The sequence below is a fragment of the Moorena sp. SIOASIH genome (assembly GCF_010671925.1).
Classification (GTDB): domain Bacteria; phylum Cyanobacteriota; class Cyanobacteriia; order Cyanobacteriales; family Coleofasciculaceae; genus Moorena.
Genome location: NZ_JAAHIH010000005.1, coordinates 260,954 through 282,790 on the forward strand (window position 1 = coordinate 260,954; position 21,837 = coordinate 282,790).

General features: G+C 43.8%; 22 protein-coding genes. 12 read left to right on the forward strand and 10 right to left on the reverse strand.

Features of this window, described 5'->3' with window-relative positions; genetic code table 11:
* Window positions 1-370: 370 nt before the first annotated feature.
* From rplT to trmB, 4 genes are all read right to left on the reverse strand, one after another.
* Entirely contained in the window at window positions 371-724 is a 354-nt protein-coding gene (gene rplT / locus F6J90_RS28185; protein WP_008186586.1) for a 50S ribosomal protein L20, read from the reverse strand.
* 62 nt (window positions 725-786) lie between these two features.
* Window positions 787-984: a 50S ribosomal protein L35 gene (gene rpmI, locus F6J90_RS28190; RefSeq protein ID WP_293101288.1), complete on the reverse strand. Its 198-nt coding sequence runs from the start codon at window positions 982-984 to the stop codon at window positions 787-789.
* A gap of 66 nt (window positions 985-1,050) precedes the next feature.
* Window positions 1,051-2,343 (reverse strand): hybrid sensor histidine kinase/response regulator, encoded by a 1,293-nt coding sequence (locus tag F6J90_RS28195; protein WP_293101291.1) that lies wholly within the window; start codon window positions 2,341-2,343, stop codon window positions 1,051-1,053.
* 126 nt (window positions 2,344-2,469) lie between these two features.
* Entirely contained in the window at window positions 2,470-3,111 is a 642-nt protein-coding gene (gene trmB, locus F6J90_RS28200; RefSeq protein ID WP_293101294.1) for a tRNA (guanosine(46)-N7)-methyltransferase TrmB, read from the reverse strand.
* A 304-nt stretch (window positions 3,112-3,415) separates the two neighbouring features.
* Between trmB and F6J90_RS28205 the strand changes: the two genes are divergently transcribed.
* Window positions 3,416-4,525, forward strand: a complete 1,110-nt coding sequence (locus tag F6J90_RS28205) for a metallophosphoesterase (RefSeq protein ID WP_293101296.1) — start codon at window positions 3,416-3,418, stop codon at window positions 4,523-4,525.
* Window positions 4,526-4,580: 55 nt separating this feature from the next.
* Here F6J90_RS28205 and F6J90_RS28210 read toward each other — a convergent pair whose 3' ends face one another.
* On the reverse strand, window positions 4,581-6,632 hold the full coding sequence (locus tag F6J90_RS28210) for a FecR family protein (protein ID WP_293101299.1): 2,052 nt from the start codon (window positions 6,630-6,632) through the stop codon (window positions 4,581-4,583).
* 356 nt (window positions 6,633-6,988) lie between these two features.
* Between F6J90_RS28210 and F6J90_RS28215 the strand changes: the two genes are divergently transcribed.
* From F6J90_RS28215 to trxB, 3 genes are all read left to right on the forward strand, one after another.
* Window positions 6,989-7,198 carry a hypothetical protein gene (locus tag F6J90_RS28215; RefSeq protein WP_293101301.1) on the forward strand — a complete coding sequence of 70 codons (210 nt, stop codon included), beginning with the start codon at window positions 6,989-6,991 and terminating at the stop codon, window positions 7,196-7,198.
* A gap of 609 nt (window positions 7,199-7,807) precedes the next feature.
* Complete coding sequence (locus F6J90_RS28220) at window positions 7,808-8,992, forward strand: hypothetical protein (RefSeq protein ID WP_293101304.1); 1,185 nt, start codon at window positions 7,808-7,810, stop codon at window positions 8,990-8,992.
* A gap of 184 nt (window positions 8,993-9,176) precedes the next feature.
* On the forward strand, window positions 9,177-10,568 hold the full coding sequence (trxB, locus tag F6J90_RS28225) for a thioredoxin-disulfide reductase (RefSeq protein WP_293101307.1): 1,392 nt from the start codon (window positions 9,177-9,179) through the stop codon (window positions 10,566-10,568).
* Here the strand turns inward: trxB and F6J90_RS28230 are convergent.
* Window positions 10,558-10,692, reverse strand: a complete 135-nt coding sequence (locus F6J90_RS28230) for a hypothetical protein (RefSeq protein WP_293101310.1) — start codon at window positions 10,690-10,692, stop codon at window positions 10,558-10,560. The two genes, trxB and F6J90_RS28230, sit on opposite strands and share 11 nt — an antisense overlap.
* A 9-nt stretch (window positions 10,693-10,701) precedes the next feature.
* On the opposite strand from F6J90_RS28230, the gene F6J90_RS28235 reads away from it, so the two are divergent.
* From F6J90_RS28235 to F6J90_RS28250, 4 genes are all read left to right on the forward strand, one after another.
* A complete protein-coding gene (locus F6J90_RS28235; protein ID WP_293101313.1) occupies window positions 10,702-10,845 on the forward strand; it encodes a hypothetical protein in 144 nt (47 codons plus the stop codon).
* On the forward strand, window positions 10,842-11,726 hold the full coding sequence (locus F6J90_RS28240) for an ABC transporter permease (RefSeq protein ID WP_293101316.1): 885 nt from the start codon (window positions 10,842-10,844) through the stop codon (window positions 11,724-11,726). Before F6J90_RS28235 ends, F6J90_RS28240 begins: the two co-directional genes overlap by 4 nt.
* Before the next feature lie 83 nt (window positions 11,727-11,809).
* Window positions 11,810-12,697, forward strand: coding sequence for an ROK family protein (locus tag F6J90_RS28245; RefSeq protein WP_293101319.1), 888 nt, complete (start codon window positions 11,810-11,812; stop codon window positions 12,695-12,697).
* A gap of 355 nt (window positions 12,698-13,052) precedes the next feature.
* The gene (locus F6J90_RS28250) at window positions 13,053-13,649 is read left to right on the forward strand and encodes a Uma2 family endonuclease (protein ID WP_293101322.1); all 597 of its coding nucleotides are present in this window, start codon (window positions 13,053-13,055) and stop codon (window positions 13,647-13,649) included.
* A 179-nt stretch (window positions 13,650-13,828) separates the two neighbouring features.
* Here the strand turns inward: F6J90_RS28250 and F6J90_RS28255 are convergent, their stop codons facing one another.
* Window positions 13,829-14,185, reverse strand: coding sequence for a four helix bundle protein (locus tag F6J90_RS28255; RefSeq protein WP_293101324.1), 357 nt, complete (start codon window positions 14,183-14,185; stop codon window positions 13,829-13,831).
* A gap of 170 nt (window positions 14,186-14,355) precedes the next feature.
* A complete protein-coding gene (locus F6J90_RS28260; protein WP_293101327.1) occupies window positions 14,356-14,505 on the reverse strand; it encodes a hypothetical protein in 150 nt (49 codons plus the stop codon).
* A 190-nt stretch (window positions 14,506-14,695) separates the two neighbouring features.
* Between F6J90_RS28260 and F6J90_RS28265 the strand changes: the two genes are divergently transcribed.
* Complete coding sequence (locus F6J90_RS28265; protein WP_070396176.1) at window positions 14,696-14,908, forward strand: hypothetical protein; 213 nt, start codon at window positions 14,696-14,698, stop codon at window positions 14,906-14,908.
* Between the two features lie 457 nt (window positions 14,909-15,365).
* On the opposite strand, the gene F6J90_RS28270 is transcribed toward F6J90_RS28265, so the two are convergent.
* Entirely contained in the window at window positions 15,366-18,590 is a 3,225-nt protein-coding gene (locus tag F6J90_RS28270) for a CHAT domain-containing tetratricopeptide repeat protein (RefSeq protein WP_293101329.1), read from the reverse strand.
* 34 nt (window positions 18,591-18,624) lie between these two features.
* Entirely contained in the window at window positions 18,625-19,623 is a 999-nt protein-coding gene (locus F6J90_RS28275; RefSeq protein WP_293101331.1) for a hypothetical protein, read from the reverse strand.
* 583 nt (window positions 19,624-20,206) lie between these two features.
* On the opposite strand from F6J90_RS28275, the gene F6J90_RS28280 reads away from it, so the two are divergent.
* The 3 genes from F6J90_RS28280 to F6J90_RS28290 all read left to right on the forward strand — a co-directional run bounded on the left by F6J90_RS28280 (window position 20,207) and on the right by F6J90_RS28290 (window position 21,787).
* Window positions 20,207-20,338, forward strand: a complete 132-nt coding sequence (locus tag F6J90_RS28280) for a hypothetical protein (protein WP_293101333.1) — start codon at window positions 20,207-20,209, stop codon at window positions 20,336-20,338.
* Window positions 20,339-20,389: 51 nt separating this feature from the next.
* A complete protein-coding gene (locus tag F6J90_RS28285; protein ID WP_293103232.1) occupies window positions 20,390-21,289 on the forward strand; it encodes an Rpn family recombination-promoting nuclease/putative transposase in 900 nt (299 codons plus the stop codon).
* A gap of 315 nt (window positions 21,290-21,604) precedes the next feature.
* The gene (locus tag F6J90_RS28290) at window positions 21,605-21,787 is read left to right on the forward strand and encodes a hypothetical protein (protein WP_293101335.1); all 183 of its coding nucleotides are present in this window, start codon (window positions 21,605-21,607) and stop codon (window positions 21,785-21,787) included.
* Window positions 21,788-21,837: the final 50 nt, after the last annotated feature.

Genomic DNA, 21,837 nt, shown 5'->3' on the forward strand with positions numbered 1-21,837 from the left:
TGCTTAAGCATCGGTTGGGGAATCAAAATTGGTAAATAAATTGGTAAAAAGGTAAGGTATTCCCTGTGAAGTCAGGGACTTAACTGAACAAGAAATACCAAATTAAATACCAATTAAATACCAATTAAAGATACTTAGTGAAGAGGGGTGAGCTAACTATTATAATCTATAATAATCAAAATAACCAAAGTTTTTTTATCACCCGACAACTTAATCCTTTACGGATTACCTATTTACCCAAAACCCAAGTTTTTCAGCTTGCTAAGCATTCAGCTATCAGCGATTGGCCTTGGCCTATGGCCACGCTACGCGAATGGCCAAAAGCTGACGGCTGACCGCTGTTTGCGTAGCCTGCGCGTAGCGCATATGCTTACTCAGCTTTAGCCGCTAATTCCACCACTTTGTTAAAGCTATCTGGATCCAGCACTGCCAGCTGTGCCAACATCTTGCGGTTAATTTGGATATTGGCTTTTTTCATTTGACCCATCAGCTGGCTGTAGCTAATACCATTTTGACGTGCTGCTGCGTTAATGCGAGTAATCCACAGACGTCGAAAATCCCGCTTGCGCTTGCGGCGATCACGATAGGCATTCCGCAGCGCTTTCATCACTTGTTGGTTAGCAATGCGGAAAAGTTTCGAGTGGGAACCTCTGAACCCCTTAGCAAGTTTGAGAATTTTTTTACGCCGCTTACGAGCGACATTACCGCGTTTTACCCGTGTCATGGTTAATTCTAGCTAGTTTGTTTACTTTAGTAGTGTTAGCAGTTTAGCTGTTCTGTTAAGATTTACATATAAGGCAGCATCAGGCGAACATTATCCGCATCCCGTTCGTCTACCAAGCTCAGCTTAGACAAGCGTCCCTTCCTTTCTGAGGTCTTGTGTTCTAGTAAGTGATTTTTAAACGCTTTGCGGCGTCTTATTTTACCACTGCCAGTAGCTCTAAAACGCTTGGCAGCTGCTTTGCGGCTTTTTAGTTTAGGCATTGACGGATTATAATAATGGCACAATTTATTATTTTATACCAATTGCTGCCTAATTAGGTGACCGACTTATTCCTCTTCTGGTAAATTCTTGGGCAAGCTGATGGTAAAGGTTGTTCCGACACCCACTTCACTTTCCACGTGAATCCTACCACCGTGCAAGTCTACACAACTTTTGACAATTGATAACCCTAGTCCTGTTCCTGGAATTATACCCACATTACTGGCACGACTAAAAGACTCAAACAATTTTGGTTGGTCTTCTTTAGGAATGCCAATGCCTTGATCAATTATCTGTAAGATGACTTTCTCTTCATCTCCATTTAGCTGTACTAAAATAGTCCCACCATCGGGAGAATATTTAATGGCATTGGAGATGAGGTTATTGAGGATTTGTCTTAGGATTTTGGGGTCTCCTGATATTGGCTCCCAGTCTCTTGCACTACTAAAGATTAGGCTATGTTTAGCCCCAATGCTTGATTGGATCGGGGAGACTAACTCCTGACAAAATGTTACTAAATTCAGAGCAACTGGTTTGAATTCTAATCTATCGAATTCTGCTTGATTAATGAATAATAAATCATTGACTAGGGTAGTCATATGTTTGACCGCAGCTTGGATCCGCCAAAAATGTTTAACTTGCTGAGAATCAGTCAATTTATGACGGTACTTTTCTAGGAGTTCTACAGAGGATAGAATTGTCATTAAAGGTGTACGGTACTCATGGGATATGGTAAAAATAATCCGAGATTTAAGGTCACTGACTTCTTTTTCACGCTCCAGTGATTGACGCAATTGCGATTCCAAGCTGCGTAGCTGTTCTAAGTAATCTCTTAGTTCCACTGTGCGAGCTTGGATTCTGGTTTCAAGTTCTTGATTGAGGGCTTCTAAAGCAGTTTGGGCGGAAATGCGATCGCGAATTTCCTGTTGCAGCAGTTGATTTTGCTCAATCAGTTGTGTTTGTAGCTTGTGCAGAGTCAATTGATTCTCCACACGGGCTAAAACTTCCTCAACCTGGAATGGCTTGGTGATATAGTCAGCACCACCAACAGCAAAGGCTTTCACCTTGTCCCAAGTTTCATCCAGAGCACTGATAAAGATAACTGGAACTCCCTGGGTTTTTTGATTAGATTTCAGCTGTTTACAGACGTCATAGCCATCGATCTTTGGCATTATAATGTCGAGTAAAATCAAATCCGGTGGATCACACAATGCTGATTCCAAGGCAAGTAGTCCATCGATCATGCTCCTAACCTGATAGCCTTGCTCAATCAGGATCGAAGATAGCAGCTGCAAATTGGTTGGTGTGTCATCCACAACCATAATTTCTGCCTGAGTTGCCTCAGCTTGATGGTTATTCATGCTTTAATTAGGTAGAGCGAACCATAGGGGAGAAGCAAATTGGGCAGGAGCATACTGACCAGTAGCCCGCTGATCTGATTGAATCAGAAGGCGGTTTGGCTACGAGTGTTCCTACTCCACTATTCCTTAAACATCATCACGGCGAAAGAACAACATTCGGTACACAGGTTCACCACGAGCGAGGGTGGCAATTTCCCGTTCAGTAGGCACTGGCAGGGGGTTGGTTGGCAGCCAAGCAGTCTCTGGCCGGTAGAAGACTGGATGAGCATCGAAGCGCGATCGCATTTCCACTGCTACTTCCTCCACATCCGATTGTAGAAAGACCTCTCCTCCACTGGTCAAATAAGCCCCTAGAGTATCAACCAAGGTGGGCTGCACTATACGTCGTTTGGCTTGTCGCTTCTTGAACCAAGGATCAGGAAATTGAATAGTGACGCGCTGCAAGGCACCAGGGTGCCAAGAGCTAAAGAGTGAATCTATAGAACTATTAGCATTACAGAACAAAAATAAGAGATTGCTCAACCCTAAATCCACCACCTTACTGTTGGCTTGTTTTACCAATGGTTCCCGAATTTCTAACCCCAAAAAATTCCAGTGGGGTTGTTGTGTTGCCATCTGCAATAAAAATTCCCCTCTCCCGCAGCCAATATCCAGATGTAATGGAAGAGCCGTTTGGGCATAAACTTGATTCCAATCCGGAGGACTCACCGGCATCTGATATTGCTTGCTAAGTGGATTAACGTGTTGTCGCACTCGGACTCTAGCCAACCTTAGCACCTCCTTACTTTACTCAGGGGATGGGGTATCAGGGATTAGGGGTTATATCCCTAATCTAGTTGTAAATGTGATATCAATGAAGGCAATTCCAACTCATCTCTATTTATCCTAAATGTAATCTTTAAAGTTTTTTATAGACTAAATTATGTCAGGCTAAATTAAAGATTATCCATTAGGAATAGGTGAGCAGTTTAATTTAACCTAAACAAGGAGTTGTAATGGTATAACAGCAAACGTCATGAGCGATAATTTTAATAATAATTAATCTAGGGTTTAATCAAGAAAAGTTTTAGCTATGAGTTTAAATTTTCGCTTTGCCGTGGTAAGTGACCTACATATCGGGTTACCCCAAACCATCTGGGATCATCCCAATCGGTTTCATTTGGTAGAAGTTAGTATTCCAGTCCTAGAAAGGATTCTGGAGGATTTAGAGCAGAAAGCCTTGGATTTCCTCCTCCTACCAGGAGACTTAACCCAGCATGGTGAACCAGACAATCATACCTGGTTACAAAAGCGATTGAGCCAGTTGCCTTTTCCAGTGTACGTCGTACCTGGAAATCATGATGTCCCCAATATCTTACCCAATGAACACTCGATTGGACTAAAGGAATTTCCCTACTACTATCGCCAATTTGGTTATGAAAATCCCGAGCAGTTGTACTATACCTGTGAAGTTTTGCCTGGAGTACAGCTGATTGGGTTAAATTCTAACCAGTTCGATACCGGTGGTAAACAGGTAGGGCGTATTGATCAGCAACAGCTGATCTGGCTTGAGCAAGTGCTTTCCCAGTGCCAGGATAAATTGGTGCTGGTGATGGTGCATCACAATGTCATCGAGCATTTGCCCGATCAAGCTAACCATCCCTTGGGACATCGGTATATCTTGGAAAATGGTCCAATATTACACAATATTCTCAAAACTGCTGGGGTCAATCTACTCTTTACAGGTCACTTGCATGTACAGGATATCGCCTATCAAGAGGGAGTCTACGAAATCACCACAGGTTCATTAGTTAGCTATCCTCACCCCTACCGGATATTGCAGTTGTCTACCGATAATCAGGGCAAAAGATGGTTACACATTGAATCTCATCGAGTGGAGTCAGTCCCTGGTTGGGAAAACCTACCCCAGATATCTAGAGAATGGATGAGCGATCGCTCTTATCCATTCATGGTGAAACTCCTGACTTCTCCCCCCTTAAATTTACCGTTACCAGATGCCCAGAAACTTGCTCCGAGTCTACGCTACTTCTGGGCTAATATTGCTGATGGTGATGCTGTATTCAACTTTCCTGAGTTTCCTACCCCAGTTCGTCGCTATTTTGAGTCATTTAGCTCCCATACCAGTGATGGTAAACCTGCTCTGATGGATAATCAGACCACTCTGTTGCTGACAAAAAACTAATGGCTAAGACGGCTTTTCTTGAATAAATTCAAGCACCACAACTAACGTCAAAAGCTCAGGGATTTCCTCCACCAGGGAAGCCATCCTCTACTCCTTGACCTTGACCAGGGAAGCCATCCTCTACTCCTTGACCTTGACCAGGGAAGCCATCCTCTACTCCTTGACCTTGACCAGGGAAGCCATCCTCTACTCCTTGACCTGGATCGGGTAGTTGAACAGGAATTTCCGGTTCTGGCTCCGGTTCCGGCTCAGGCTCAGGTTCCGGCTCAGGCTCAGGCTCGGGCTCAGGCTCAGGTTCCGGCTCAGGCTCGGGTTCCGGTTCTGGCTCAGGTTCCGGTTCTGGCTCAGGTTCCGGTTCTGGTTCTGGTTCTGGTTCCGGTTCTGGCTCAGGCTCGGGCTCAGGTTCTGGTTCCGGCTCAGGCTCGGGCTCAGGCTCAGGTTCCGGCTCAGGCTCAGGCTCAGGTTCCGGCTCAGGCTCAGGCTCAGGTTCCGGCTCAGGCTCAGGCTCGGGCTCAGGCTCGGGTTCCGGTTCTGGCTCAGGTTCCGGTTCTGGTTCTGGTTCTGGTTCTGGCTCAGGTTCCGGTTCTGGTTCCGGCTCTGGCTCCGGTTCTGGTTCTGGTTCTGGTTCTGGTTCCGGTTCTGGTTCTGGTTCCGGCTCTGGCTCCGGCTCCGGTTCTGGTTCTGGTTCTGGTTCTGGTTCCGGTTCTGGCTCAGGTTCGGGTTCTGGCTCAGGTTCTGGTTCCGGTTCCGGCTCAGGTTCTGGCTCGGGCTCAGGTTCTGGTTCCGGTTCCGGTTCTGGTTCCGGTTCTGGCTCAGGTTCTGGTTCCGGTTCCGGTTCCGGTTCCGGCTCAGGTTCTGGCTCGGGCTCAGGTTCTGGTTCCGGCTCAGGTTCAGGTTCCGGTTCCGGTTCCGGTTCTGGCTCAGGTTCCGGCTCGGGCTCCGGTTCCGGCTCCGGTTCCGGTTCTGGCTCAGGTTCTGGTTCCGGCTCCGGCTCAGGTTCCGGCTCGGGCTCCGGTTCTGGCTCAGGCTCCGGCTCAGGCTCCGGTTCTGGCTCAGGCTCCGGCTCAGGCTCCGGTTCTGGCTCAGGCTCCGGCTCAGGCTCCGGCTCTGGTTCCGGCTCTGGTTCCGGCTCTAGTGGTTTGTCAACATCTTCGGGATCCAGTTCAACAGTTTGATCCTCCTGCTCAGTGTTAAGAAACTCACCGGTTTCCAAGGTAGACCTAATATCTAACTGGTTAACCTGATCAGTGATATCGGCATTGGAATTCTCAGAACCCACATCTTGATCTAAGACATCAACACCACCATCAATCACACTAAAATCAGCACTGGGAAACTCGTCCGATTCACTCTCAGGAAGACGAACGAAAGTAGGATTAACAATTATGTTGTTGCCAATAATAGGAACTTGCGCCTCTAGAGCATCTGCAATTTCCCCTCGCACTAAATCCAAAGCTTGATCTGGACTATCTGCCGGTTCTGTCTGGGTCAAATTCAGCCCTTTGACTAATTCACTGGTTTCATAAAACTCTCTGAGGTCAAATTCATAAACCTGCTCAATTTGATCCTCGGTTATAACCACGATCTGCCCAGCTTTTAATTCCTTACCTTGAGAACGAGTGCGATTATAGACCACAATACCGCTATTGGTCAGAGCTCCAACAATTGTTGTATTGGTATCAGAGATATATCGCATGAACAGAGCTGACCCCCTAATCCCAGCCACGGCATTGGGTGTACGCACTCGAGTTTTACCCCGATCTGGAGGAATTAACAGCAGCAGTGTCCCATTAGATAGCTCAAAGGTACGACTTCTAGGTATAAATCGAAAGACAGCTAACTCTCCTTGTCGGGCTAGGGAACCATCATTGAAGCGCAGTTGAGCCATGGAGGAGCGAGCTGTTACCAGTGCATCTCCTATCGTCATGGCATCAGATGGACGGGCTGGTCGAGCTGACTGATTTTGAGGAATCAATCGCACTCGGTTACGTAGCTTCTCTACCACAGCACGAGTTAAAGGAATTTCGGCACTGACTGGTTTAGAAAAAATTAGTAAATTAACGCTCCATAGAGAGATGGAAAGTACTAAGACTGTCTTGCGAAACACGGGGCAGCTCCAATAGCTCAAAGGTCAGTATTGTCAGGTAGTTGAGAGGTCAGAATTCAGCTAATGCGCTACAGATGGTGCTGAGGCGGTGACAACAAGGCTAAAAAGTATACAGGGTGTGGGGTGTGGGGTGTGGGGGGTGGGGAAAATAGAAGGGAATTTGGACTGAGCCCAGCGATAACAATCGGTCATATACCTGATTCAACCGTCCCTAGCAACGTAGCCAGCTCCTGATCTTCCCCTACACCCGTCACCCCACACCCCACACCCAGTAAGGCTTTTAAGGCTGTTTGTCACCCCGTCAGCAGATGGTGCTACTTGAGGTGCTATCAGCTGATTTAACAGAGATTAAACGAATGCTTAGCTCTTTTCTTGATGCAGTCGCGCTTTCGACACTGGAACTTTCCCGATCAGAACCTCAAGTAGTGTGCGTGGCACAGGCTTTGGCCTTTGGCCACGCTGTGCGAACGACGCTGGGAGGTAGCGCATTAGCTGATAGCTTACGGGGCTTTGGCGTTGCCTTCTCGAAGAGTAGGTACAAAACTCTCCTATACGACATTCTCTAGGCTCTAAGTCAAGTCAGGATATTTTTTCTTCAGAGTAGTATGAAATACAGGTTAGTCAATCCTGAAAACACCGCTGGTGGTTAGTAATTATTAGCTGGGAGAAAAATCCTCTACCTACATTGATCAATTTTGGTAAGCTGTTGCTCATTTAACTTGTCTATTTTTTAGTCAGGGAGCAGGGAACAGGGAACAGGGAACAGGGAACAGGGAACAGGAAAAAAATTCTGTTTACCTCAAGTGCGACCGGGTGTATCTCACTTTTGTAAATTTTGCTAGTGGTGCTTCAGGGGTGGGATTGCCCTGATTTTCCGCCTCTTTGCCAGCGTTGAAATAGCCCACCCCGTAACGCACCACCGGCTCAAACAGCAAAAATGAGATGCACCCGTGCGACCCGTGGCGATTTTAATAATTAGATGCGGAAAGCGCACCTAATAGTTATGAAAAATTCTGTAGATGCCTCACAGCTTAGCAAAGACTATTATAGAGCAATTAGTATTAAACTACTAGGTTAAGTTTTAGGATTTAGCTTTATATTTTTTTTAAAGTTAATTGAGTGTAAATTATACTAACTTAAATTTTATTAAATTAACAATATTTTTTTAAATAAATATGGTTTCAATAAATAAAAATAATCACGACAACTTTGAGGATATTCAGGCTTACCAGCACCAGAGGCAAAAAACGTATTTAGCGACTTTAGGACATCTGATTTTATTGAGTACACTGACAATCAGTAAACCCGCTTGGTCTGGATGTGACCCCATAGACAGTATTTCCCATCAGTCAGCAGTTACTTCAGTGTTTAGTGGTACAGAACACCAACCTAATACTGATCAGGTAAAACAGCATTGTACTCCTAAGTTATCTCAGGTGAAAATCGGGAGTGGTGGAGAAATATTATCTTCCTTTGTTGTTAGTGAGCACTCATCGGGTTCTAGCTCAACTGAGGTAGTTGACAGGTCACAGATATCTCAAGGTAAACCTGCTTCTGGAGATAATCGTTCAAACTCAGATTCCAAAGCTAATGATGGAGACCCGGAACTGGGGGTGCTGCGTTTGCAGCTCCAAGAAAAACCACCGACTCCCCCTAAACCTACAGTATATTTACAGGGTAGAGTCAGTTATTTCAGAAGCGATAATATTTTCGCTGGAGTGGATCCAGTTGATGATGGTTTGTTGAGACCAGGACTAACCTTATTAGCTCTACCATCCCTCGGACCTGACACTAAGCTCATAACCTCAGTAAGTGGTAATGTAGTGCGTTATGGAGATAGATCCCAACTTGATTATAATCAACTGAAAGTTAACCTAGGAGTTCGTCAGCAGCTATTGAAAAGAACCTATGGGGAGTTAGGATGGAGCAATCAACAGTTATTCAAGCAAGAGGGAGGCGATCGCTTCGCTCATTATAATTCTCTGTATCTTAGACTTAGCCGACGGGATTGGTTAGCAAAGGACTTAGCCTTAGATACGTCCTATAAGTTAAACCTACGTTTTGCTGATCCAGACACACGCTCTAAGATTAGTAATGTTTTCAGAGCATCTTTAGCCTATTACCCCTACCCCCGATTTAAAGCAGCTCTTAATTACCAACTTGCCTTATCTGACTATACCGAAAGGGAACGGTATGATGACTATCATCAGTTGATTGGTCGTTTAAGTTATAAGATTTCTAGCAATAGTCAAATTTATTTGTATGGTGGACAAAGCTTTGGTTCTTCGTCCAACTCCAGAATTAGTTTTGATGGGACAGTATTCGGTACCGGGATGAGTTTTAATTTACCTCTGTTTTGAGCAATTCAGGTTGTCAGCTGTTCAGCAGTCAGCCATCAGCCGTCAGCCGTCAGCCGTCAGCCGTCAGCTGAATTCTTACCTCCAAAGCGCCCCTATTCACAATTTAAATGTGTGACAGCATTAGCTAAGTTGTATATGGTATAATGGTTTATAATAAAAGCGTAGTCGTTATGAGTTTGCTTTAATGTCTAACTCCCCTGTAGAAAATCTTGTCATCATCGGTTCTGGTCCTGCCGGTTACACAGCAGCGATTTATGGGGCACGAGCTAACCTGAAACCCTTAATGTTTGAAGGCTTCCAAGCTGGGGGAATCCCTGGTGGACAGCTGATGACTACTACAGAAGTAGAAAACTTCCCTGGCTTCCCAGAGGGAATCACCGGACCTCAATTAATGGAACGGATGAAGGCTCAAGCAGAACGCTGGGGCACTCAATGCTATACCGAAGATGTGATCTTTGTAGATTTAAGTCAGCGTCCCTTTACTGTCCGCTCTGAAGAACGGGAAGTAAAAACCCATAGTATTGTGATTGCTACCGGAGCAACAGCGAAACGGTTGCATTTACCCAGCGAAGCTCAGTACTGGAGTAATGGTATCTCAGCTTGTGCCATCTGTGATGGTGCATCTCCCATTTTCAGTGGTCAGGAAGTGGCGGTAGTCGGGGGTGGTGACTCAGCGGCAGAGGAAGCTGTATATTTGACCAAGTATGGTTCCCATGTTCATCTGCTAGTACGTCGGAATGAAATGCGAGCTAGCAAAACCATGCAAGACCGGGTGTTGAATAATCCCAAAATTACCATTCACTGGAATACTCAGCCAGTTGATGTGTTTGGAGACAATGGTTCGATGACTGGCGTAAGAGTCCAGGATACTCAAACTGGTGAGGAAAAGGATATTTCAGTTCGGGGGATGTTTTACGCTATTGGTCACACTCCTAACACGTCCTTGTTTAGAGGACAACTGGAGTTAGATCAGGTGGGTTACATTGTCACTAAATCAGGCTCGGTGGAAACTAGTGTAGAGGGAGTCTATGGGGTTGGTGATGTCCAAGACCATGAGTTCCGTCAAGCTATCACTGCGGCTGGAACAGGTTGTATGGGGGCTATGTTAGCAGAACGCTGGCTATCTGCCAATAACTTAATTCATGAGTATCATCAACAACCGGCATCAGAACAGCCAACGGCTGAAAAACCTGAAGAAACGGAAGAAAAAGTAGTAGCTGAGACGGCGGAAACCTTTGATATCAAGGAAACACGCCATCTGGGGGGCTATGCCTTGCGTAAACTTTTCCATGAAAGCGATCGCATAATCATGGTCAAGTATATTTCCCCCAGTTGTGGTCCTTGTAAGGTTCTCAAGCCCATGCTGGATAAAGTAGTAGATGAGTATAATGGCAAAATTCACTTTGTCGAAATCGATATTGACCAAGACAAAGAAATAGCTGAAAATGCTCAAGTGGTGGGAACACCTACGGTACAGTTATTTAAGGACAAAGAGTTCCTAGCGGAATTTAAAGGAGTTAAGCAAAAGAGTGAGTATCGTGAAGCCATTGAACGGTATTTACCTACTACTGTTTAAGGGATTTTGCCCTTGGGGTGGTGCGGGAGTAGGGAGTAGGGAGTAGGGAGTAGGGAGTAGGGAATAGGGAATAGGGAATAGGGAATAGGGAGTAGGGGGAAGAAGCTTCAATAGAACTGATCAATACGGCGGTTTGCAGAACTATCAGCTACACAGGATTGTTTTCCTGCTCCCTGCTCCCTGCTCCCTGCTCCCTAAAAAGCCAGAACGAAAGTACCTAACAGCAATTGCAAAGCGCTGTATCAAAAATGCTAGGACTATCAAGGATGAAGGATGACCTCAACCAAACAATCATTCCCCAGCTTTTTGCCTTTTACTAGAGGGCCTAGTCTATCCATGAAACTAATGGTAGCGGGACTAGTGATTACTGGGTGCTTTGTCGTAGTAGCCCTTTTCGCTCCTACCTTTCAAGCTTGGGGATGGCTACAAGACCCTACCCAGTCCCTCAGTAATCCCATTCATGAACCACCGAGCTGGAATCACTGGTTTGGTACCTCTCGCCAGGGTTATGATGTCTTCTCTCGCACCTGGTTTGGCTCTCAAGCTGCTCTAAAAGTAGTCGTTCTCGCCACCACCCTTAGCCTGATTATTGGTGTCCCTTTGGGTTTAATCAGTGGTTATCTCGGTGGCAAACTCGATCGGGTCTTACTGTTTTTAATGGATACGATCTATACCTTGCCAGGACTGCTGCTATCGGTGACTCTGGCCTTTGTAGTCGGTAGAGGAGTTTTCAATGCTGCGATCGCATTAAGTATTTCCTATGTCCCCCAATACTATCGGGTAGTCCGGAATCACACCACTAGCGTCAAAACTGAATTGTTCATCGAAGCCGCTCAAGCTCTGGGGGCTTCCCCTGGTAGGATATTATCGCGCTACCTATTTCTCAATGTGATTCAAAGTGTACCAGTTCTATTTACCCTCAACGCCGCTGATGCGATTTTAATCTTGGGAGGACTGGGATTTTTAGGATTAGGATTGCCAGAACAAACCCCAGAGTGGGGTCATGACTTACGTCAAGCCCTCGATGCCTTACCCACTGGGATTTGGTGGACAGCGCTCTTCCCTGGTTTAGCCATGACACTGATGGTAGTAGGATTGTCCTTAGTAGGAGAAGGATTAAGCGAGTTGATTAATCCCCGATTTCGTCAGAAGCATTGAAATTCCCTAAAACCCTCTTGCCTTTTGCCTTTTGCCTATTGCCTTTTGCCTTAAAATGACTCACAACGAATCACTAAGGACTAATGACCCAAGCCATAGGCATTGATTTAGGTGGCACTGCGATTAAGTTGGGACGCTTCCGTGAAGATGGAACCGAACTGGAGTCTCTAACAGTAGATACACCCCAGCCCGCAACACCAACAGCGGTGATCGAAGCAATAGTAGAAGCAATCTCTCGTCTCGATACCAGGGAAGAAGTAATTGGTATAGGGGTTGGATGTCCTGGCCCTGCTGATGTTGCTGGTAGAATTGCTAAGGTTGCGATTAACCTAACGGATTGGCACGATGTTCCCCTAGCCGATCAGTTAGAAGCCAAAGTCGGTTATCCCACAGTTGTTGCTAATGATGCTAACTGTGCTGGTTTAGGAGAAGCTTGGTTAGGGGCTGGTCGTCGGTTTCGGAACTTGATTCTACTCACCCTAGGCACAGGGGTAGGAGGGGCAATCATTTTCGATGGTCAACTCTTCACAGGTCATCTCGGGTCTGCTGGGGAGTTGGGATTAATTAATCTATATCCCGATGGTCCCGAGGGTAATAGCGGTAATCGCGGTTCTCTAGAGCAATACCTTTCCATTAGGGCAATCCGAAGCAACAGTGGCAAAGAACCAGCAGAACTTGGTAAATTAGCCCAACAAGGAAACCAGGAAGCTTTAGAATTTTGGGCAGATTACGGACGCTTATTAGGGATTGGGCTAACTAGTCTTATTTATCCACTGACACCGGAAGCGATTATTATTGGTGGTGGCATCAGTGCTAGTGCCGAATTTTTCTTGCCAACAACTCTAGCAGAAATAGAGCAACGAGTTTTGCCTTCCTCCCGTACTGGTTTAGAGTTAGTTAAAGCAGAATTAGGTAATCGAGCGGGTATGGTGGGAGCAGCACGATTGGCTTGGCAAAAACATGTGGAATGAAGAATGAAGAATGAAGAATGAAGAATTAAGAATTAAGAATGAAGAATTAAGAATTAAGAATTAAGAATTGAGAATTAAGAATTTAGGTTGAAGGTTGTTTTGTGGAAAGGATAAATTAGTGCGTAGGGTGTGTTAGGGGCGGGCTTGCCCTAATTTTACACTTCGAGCGCCAGTATTAGAATAGGCCGCCCCGTAACGCACCACCAAGTATAATTTAGAATTTAGAATTTAGAATTTAGAATGTAGGGTGCGTTAGGGGCGGGCTCGCCCTAATTTTCTCAGTAGCAAGTTTTGGGATAGGCCGCCCCGTAACGCACCACCAGGTCTGCCCATACCCCATTGATTGGAAAAAACCATGATTGCTAATCCACAGCGTTACCGGATGAATCCCCAAGAATACCTGGAGTGGGAACCGACTCAGGAGATTCGTTATGAGTATAGTGATGGGGAAGTCTTCGCCATGACCGGAGGCTCGAAACCCCACAACCGGATTGCTTTAAATTTGGCCAGTGATCTAAATACTCACCTACAAGACAGTAGCTGTGAGGTCTATATCGCAGATGTGAAGGTAAAAATCTCTTCAGTTCGTTCCTACCACTATCCAGATGTAGTAGTAACTTGTGATTCTAGAGATCAAGAGTCTAACCAGTTTATTCAGTACCCCTGTCTGATTGTAGAAGTGCTCTCACCCTCTACAGAAGCATACGACCGGGGGAGTAAGTTTGCTAAATACCGTAAGCTAAAAACTTTGCAGGAGTATGTTCTAATCCAGTCAGAGACAATAGGAGTAGAGTGTTTTAGGCGTAATCAGCAAGGGTTTTGGGTCCTTTATCCCTATGATAAAGGTGATACCTTTACCCTCGAAAGTGTCAACTTTTATGTAAGTTTAGAAGCACTGTATCGGGGAGTTAGATTTGATTCTACAGCAGAATTAAGAATTAAGAATGAATAATTAAGAATTAAGAATTAAGAATTAAGAATTAAGAATTGACAATTAATTTATTGCGTAGGGTGCGTTAGGGGCGGGCTTGCCCTCATGTTCAACCTTGTAGCCAGTTTTGGGACAGGCCGCCCCGTAACGCACCACCAAGTAGAATTAAGAATGAAGAATTAAGAATGAAGAATTGATAATTAATTGTTAGTTTTAGTGTTTTTAATAATTGCATAAATAATAGAAATTAATTCATTAGATTCATTGAGTAAAGACAGCAATCTTGGTTCTAGGTTTTTCTCGGTAGCGATTAAGATTTTTAACCAATAATTGGTCTCTCTAGCTTCCTTGAGTGAAATACTCATTTTATGAATAAAGTCTCGTTTACTTTCTGCATTTTGTGCTTCCTCAACATTGGCTCCAATACTTGTTCCACAGCGGATTAATTGTTTGCTTAAATCATATCCAGTCCCACCATTTTGTCTCAGAAATTTACAGAGATTCACTATTCTGACGCTAAAGTTTAGCGTTCTTTCTTGTATATCTTTTTTTGTCATTCTTGAGGAGCAGATGTAATTGAAGAATTTACTTTTAGTTTACTTTATAAATAAATGTATAAATATAAAAATGAATAATTTAGAATGAAGAATGAAGAATGAAGAATGAAGAATGAAGAATGAAGAATGAAGAATGAAGAATGAAGAATGAAGAATGAAGAATGAAGAATTTAGTTTTGTAGGGTGGGCAAGGGGAAATAAATTGGTTGGATCCCTTGGGTTGACCAATCCCCTTGCCCACCAGAATTAACTGTGGCTAGCTTGGCTTTTTGGTGGGCAAAACTCCTAGAGTTTTCCCTACAGCTGATCTGTGCTAACATTTTGCCCACCCTACAGGATCTAAATTCTCAATTCTCAATTCTCAATTCTCAATTCTAAATTCTCAATTCTCAATTCTTAATTCTCAATTCTCAATTCTCAATTCTTAATTCTTAATTCTCAATTTTCCTTGACAAATTAAAATACAATCATTATGATTATAGTATAAACTTCAAAAACAATTTCTCGACTATGACTCAAAACTCTCAGCCCAATTCAAACAATAATTCAAACGGATTCATTGTTCCGTATATTTTGAAAGGGTCTCGCCAGCAAATCACCCATACCGCCTATATCCTGAATGCCCTCGGCTACATCCAAATTTCCGAATGGGGTCCTCTTCAGCCCACTGGAACTCCAGACGAATATATTACGATGATCACCAGATATTGGATTTGGCGTTAACACCTTAAATTTCTGGGGGGGTTTCCCCCCCTTGCCAAAGGCTAATCACATCCGATCAGGATTGGATAGCTGATAAAATTGAGTGCATAGTCGAAAAATCCTAGCCGTGGAAAGTATTTCTGCGGCTACTTTTTTTTGGTTAGCAGGTTGAAGGTTAGTCATAATTTAGAATTTAGAATGAAGAATTAAGAATTAAGAATTTATTTTTGTAGGGTGGGCAAGGGGAAATAAATTGGTTGGAGCGCTTGGGTTGACCAATCACCTTGCCCACCCTACAGGATCTGGCTTTTTGGTGGGCAAAATTCCTAGAGTTTTCCCTACAGCTGATCTGTGCTCACCTTTTGCCCACCCTACAGGATATCAATTCTAAATTCTCCATTATCCATTCTAAATTCTTCATTCTTAATTCTTAATTCTTCATTCTTCATTCTAAATTCTTCATTCTTCATTCTTCATTCTAAATTCCTTGGGAAACAAAACCAGCCCAAAAGAAAGGATGAGCAAAAGGAAAATCATCCTTACTCAAAGACTCCAAACGCTTTCCTTGTATCTCGAATTTATCCACAATTGTGACCCACTTATCCAACTCTTCCTGATCTCCCTGATCCTTAGCATTCTGTTTAGCAGTATTGGCTTCCTTTAACTTTTGTTCCAAATGTTCCGTTAACTGAGCCTGATAGTTATCAGCAAACTCCTTTCCCGTTAAATTGCGCAATTTAATTTGCCCTTGCTGTAGTGCTTGGCAAGGGCTCATCCCTGACCGGCGGCCATCGTAGTAAAAAATTGCTAATAAAGCACTGGCCAAATCATCTACGGACCACTGGGTACTAACCACACTCCTGGCTCCAGCACAGAGAAAACCCGTAGCTAGACTAAGCAAGTCATCAGTAACTTTGGTAACAGTGAAATTAACCTCGCAGGCAGAGGCAAAAACTTCGGAAAGATTGGGCATCCGCCAAGCAGGAGTTAAGAGTTGACCCAGGGTCAGGGAACCATCTCCTAACCGTAACTGAGATTCCAAGGGCTCCATGGGGTTAGATTGGGCATGATGGCTGGAGTGGAGGATATGCACTTGCTGGGCTAAGGTTTGGTATGATTTGACCGTGGCATTCCGTCCTTGTAAGCGCTGCTCACCAGGAACCTGATACATTTCCGCCAGGGTTTTGCATTCAAAACTGGCAAAGGGCAGATCTTCCGTCGCATCTTCGACTATACCCATTTCCTGACCTGGGATTGCTGGGCGTTGGTGGCAATAGTGGAGGATTTGGCAACTGGGAACCAAGCGAATACGAAAGCGATCGCATAAATAAGTAGTGTTGGTAACAGGTTTAGTGGCAGAGGGTTTGGAGGATTTGCTGGAGAAGACCATACCACGAGTTTGGGAAACAGAAATCTTGTCTTGCTCTGGTGCTAATAAACCCTCTTGCTCCCCTCGTTTTAAGGGCAACGCAGCAAAAGGAATCTGATGCAAAAGTATATGAGGGACAATAATCAACTCCTCAATCCCAGTCAGATAGTGTTCCACCAGCTTTTCCAACTGCAAGCGCTCAGCAAGTTCCTCAAGAAAATCCCCCATCTTCTGTTTCCATTCACTTTGTGCCTCATCATAGGGAATAAACCAGTTTTTTCCAATCCAAATCTGTAGTACTTTTCCTCCCTGGCCTACACAAGTAAAAACTTGAGGACTGCGATCCTTAAGTAGGATAAAAATATGGGTATCCTCATCCGTTGTATAGAAACTAAGCAGAGCAGTCGTTGGTTCCTCGATTAACTGCTGTATTTGCTCCCAATCGAGATGCTCCACTTGAACTTGTCCTGCCAAAACCGGGTCATAGCGGCGCAGTTGTTGCCAAACTTGCTGTTTTTGTGCCTCTAATGCCTGGATTTCTGTCTCGTATTTTAATAAAGCTTCCCTAGTCAAGGATTGATCAGATTGCTTTACTCTCATTCCCAATGACATAATTTTATCAGGAGTTCCTGTCAAAACTGGAACAGCCTTCGATGGACAACCAAAATGGAGGAGATTGATACGCCGTTGCAGTTCCTCGTAGTCTTGCAAATGCTGTTCTAGTTCTGGGACAATTTCTCCCCCTTGGTAGAGTTCATTACTAGCCATCATATCTACCAACCGTTGGGCACGAGAACGTTCAGTATATTCCACTGCTTTCTCGATTTCTCCTAAGTTGAGGTAAGCTTGAATTATTCTGTCATACACGCCAATGGCATCAGCAATAATTTTTTGGCGACGCTCCTCATCAATTGCCCAACTCCGGCTTTGTTCTACAGCTTGGATAGCTAGGGCATAGCCTTCGATAGCTAGTTGCCAATTGTTATTTTCCACAGCAAGGTTACCTAAATTGCGAGCTGTTTGCAGACAATCGAGAGGGAATTTTGCTGGAGTAAAGATTTGTAGAGCATTTCCATAAGCAGTGATGGCTTGTTCTATATTATCTGCTCTCTCCCTTTTGATTCTGTTTTTATAGGCATTGCCGAGATTGTTTTGAGTCATTGCCCAATCTTGGGGAAATGCCGACTTGGTACGGATTTTTAGGGCATTTTCATAATGAGCGATAGCTTGTTCTATATTATCTGCCCTATCTCCTTTGATTCTGTCGAAGTACGCATTACCGAGATTGTTTTGAGTGGTTGCCCAATCTTGGGGAAATGCTAACTTGGTACGGATTTTTAGGGCATTTTCATAATGAGCGATAGCTTGTTCTATATTATCTGTTTTATCTCCATTGATTCTATCACAGTAGGCATTGGCGAGATTGCTTTGAGTCGTTGCCCAATCTTTTAAAAATGCCGAATTAGTACGAATTTTTAGGGCATTTTTATAATGAGCGATAGCTTGTTCTATATTATCTGCTCTCTCCCCTTTGATTCTGTACAAATAGGCAGCGCCGAGATTGTTTTGAGTCATTGCCCAATCTTGGGGAAATGCTAACTTTGTACTGATTTGTAGGGCATTTTTAGAAGCAGCGATAGCTTGTTCTATATTATCTGCCCTATCTCCTTTGATTCTGTACAAATAGGCAGCGCCGAGATTGTTTTGAGTCATTGCCCAATCTTGGGGAAATGCCGACTTGGTATAGATTTGTAGGGCATTTCTATAATGAGCGATGGCTTGTTCAAGATTATCGACTCTCTCCCCTTTGATTCTGTGACAGTAGGCAAGACCGAGATTGTTTTGAGTCCTTGCCCAATTTTCGGGAAATCCCAACTTGGTAAAGATTTGTAGAGCATTTCTATAATGAGCGATAGCTTGTTCTATATTATCTGTTCTCTCCCCTTTGATTCTGTCATAGTAGGCAGTGCCGAGATTGTTTTGAATACTTGCCCAATCTTGAGGGAATGCCTCCAAGGTGGCAACTGTTGCAACGACTTCATAACTAGCAATGGCAATTTCTAAGTTACTGGCTATGTTACCCAGAGTAAAATGTTGAATCAAATTGCCGAACTTGAAAATTTCTCCAGCAAGAGCTTGAGCTTCTTCTGGCCCAAGTTGAGGGAGGATTTCCCCTGCCAACAATTGCAGTATCTGCTCTAAGTTTTCATCTAGCTTGTCGAGATTCTTTTGCAGTAGGGGGTAAACTGACTGAGGGCTATGGTCAGTTGCAATTGCCAGCAGTAAGATGGACATTAGGAAGTTCTTATACTCTTGAATTCGTTGTTCGTCCATAGTATTTTCCTATTCTATTTCCTGTTACCTAATTCTAAGCAGATGCTTCTACTACCTCGAAAGAGCGATAAAATGCTTGCCAATTATTGCTATATTCTCCCAACCTTGTCCACAATTCCTTAAGCCGTTCCGGATTCCAAATGGGAGCTGGTTCCTCTTCATTAGGCGTTAACCAAGGAAAATCTAAAGAATCTTCTAAGACAATAGCCAGAAACTCTTCTTGCCCTACCCTATCAAATTTTATCTCTTCACACATTGCCCCTGACTGAGGCATCAGAATTTTCTTGTCTTTGAGTCGATTAACTGGAGCAAAAGCTTGGGAAGGACAGACTACATAGTTGGTATCTAAACCGCGATTTAATAACAACAGATGCTCTTGGTCACAATCTAGCTCCACATGCATATAGTAGGGAATGCCCAAACCAATTACAGGTGGCTCGTTTTTCTTACCTGGGGGTACAACCAAGCCTCTGGAAGGAGAATCTGGAGTAAAACGAAGCCAATGGGAAGGCGATGCCGCTGTTTGAATTAGGTTTTGCCAAAGCCCATCCATTTGCCAGTAAGGAAATTTCTGCTCCCATAACCACCCATAAGCAATTCGCCAGGGAGATTGTTTGTCATCCGCTGGTCTTCCTCGTTTATGCTCCCAATTTACCCCATGTTTCGCCATTTCCTCCCCAAACTGATTTTTCAGCTTTTTCAGTACTTCGGCCAGGGTACCATTAATGCTCTTTTTGTCAAACGCTTTGAGTTCTTTTTTGATTTTACGAGCAATCTCCACATTCTCTTCTTGCCAGTTTTCAGGACTAAAACGCAGTTGAAAGCATAGTTTTTGGGGTTCAGAGCTTTTCGATATCGGGAAAATATGGTCAGCTATTTCTGCCAGGAACTGTTGTTGTTGAGATTGTTGGTTGGTCATGGTATTTATCATAAGAAAGGGAGTAGGGAGTAGGGAGTAGGGAGTAGGGAGTAGGGAGTAGGGAGTAGGGAGTAGGGAGTAGGGAGTAGGGAGTAGGTAAAAGGCAAAAGGCAAAAGGCAAGAGGCAAGAGGCAAGAGGCAAGAGGTAGAACAGGCTTCCAGCCTGTGATACTTAACTCCCATAAGCTTCTAGCCTCAGCTTTGTGGCACAGGCTTCCAGCCTGTGACCGACTGAATGCTTACATTTCTGCTTACCTAAATTCTGCCATGTAGATTGGAAATTGTGTTAGCTTATAACAAATTTTTATTTGTTTTTATTTTAGGGTATTTTAGTTTATTAATTCCTATTTAAGCTGATTAAACTGCCTGGCTTTATTTAGGCATATTTTCCAGTCAATACCGTCCAAAATTTTTATATCAAACTCCTATACACCTATTTTTTTACTCCATAAGCTAGAAGTCATAAGCATTTACATTGACAATGATCGCTATGACCAAGAAGACTAATCGCAACCGAAAAGTTTGGCTATTAATAGAGTTCGTTGTGGAGTTACTAGCTTTGTTCCTTGATGCAAACCTAATCATAGTCTTGAATCTTTGCTTGTTGATTTGGCGTTGGCTAAAGGAAGAAGAAGAGGAGGAGTAGGGTCGATATCATAGTTGTAAAAAAGAAAGTAAGTGTGGCAAGGGTGGGGAGATGGGGAGTGTAAGCTCAACAGGATTTTTTCCCTATTCCCTCTTCCCTCTTACCTGCTCCCTGCTCCCTGCTCCCTGCTCCCTAAAACCTAGAAATTTGTACCTAACTGAATTGCAAATTGCTGTATCATAGTTGTAGTCTACTACTTTTTTGAGTAAACGCACCCTCAGCCCCATCTCAGCCATGAAATTCATCAGCCCCAAAACCGACTTTGCCTTTAAAAAAATCTTTGCCTCCCAGGAAAGTAAGCCGATTCTGATTAGCTTCCTCAATGCTCTTGTCTATCACAATCAACCTCTCATCCAAGATTTAGAAATTATTGATCCTTATCAGTCTTCTCCTCTGCCAATCCTCAAAGACTCTTTCCTCGATGTGAAAGCTAAGCTGAGGGATGGTTCTCTAGTGATTATTGAAATGCAGGTTTTGCAGGTAGAGTCTTTTGCTCGTCGAGTTTTGTATAACGCAGCTAAAGCTTACTCACTACAATTAGGTCAAGGGGAAGGCTACCGTTATCTCAAACCAGTGATTGCTCTGACCATTACCGATTTTATTATGTTTCCTGAGAATAATCAGGTAATTAATCATTTTGAGTTCCGAGAAAAAAGTACCAACATCAGCTACGTAGAAAATTACTTACAATTATTGTTTGTAGAGTTACCGAAATTTGAGAAGCAGTTGGAGGAGTTAGAAGAATTGGATGAGTTGTGGATGTTTTTTTTAAAAAATGCCCCTTCTTTAGATACAGTCCCAGATAAAATGGCACAACTACCAGAGTTTCAACAGGCATTTGGGATTGCTTCTCAGGCGAATTTAACCAGGAAAGAGTTGGAGGAACTAGGAAAACGAGAAATGTTTATTCATGACCAACAAGGGCTGATTCTATTTGCTGAGAAACAAGGGAGAGAAAAAGGAATGAAACAAGGTATGAAACAAGGAAGAGAAGAAGGTATGAAACAAGGTAAAGAAGAAGGGGAGAAAGAAAAAGCCCAAGCAATTGCACGCCAACTTCTGCCTCTTTTGGATGATGAAACCATTAGCCAAACTACTGGCATACCTGTAGAGGAAATTAGGAAGCTTCGCTGAACAAGTCAAAAAGCAATAGACTAATAAAGAATGAAGAATAAAGAATGAAGAATGAAGAATGAAGAATGAAGAATGAAGAATGAAGAATTTAGAATGAAGAATGAATTTTTAGTTGGGTAGGGTGCGTTAGGGACGGACTCACCCTGGTTTTATCAGTAGCCAGTATTGGGACAGTCCGTCCCGTAACGCACCACAGTTTTGTAGGGTGGGCAAGGGGAGATAAATTGGTTGGAGCGCTTGGGTTGACCAATCACCTTGCCCACCAGGATTAACTGTGGCTAGCTAGCTTGGCTTTTGGCGTTGCTGAATCAAGTAATGAATAGCAGTAGAGTGGGCATCCTGCCCGCTCGACTAGATATTGATAACGGGCAAGATGCCCATTCCACCCACCGGGTAAACTGTTCTCTGTTGCCTCTTGCCTCTTGCCTCTTGCCTCTTGTTTGTTCCCGATTCCCGATTCCCGATTCCCGATTCCCGATTGAAAACTCCTGTAATTAAGTAATTTCTCGGAATAAATTGAGGATTATTATAGCTTTCGTAAATCTTAA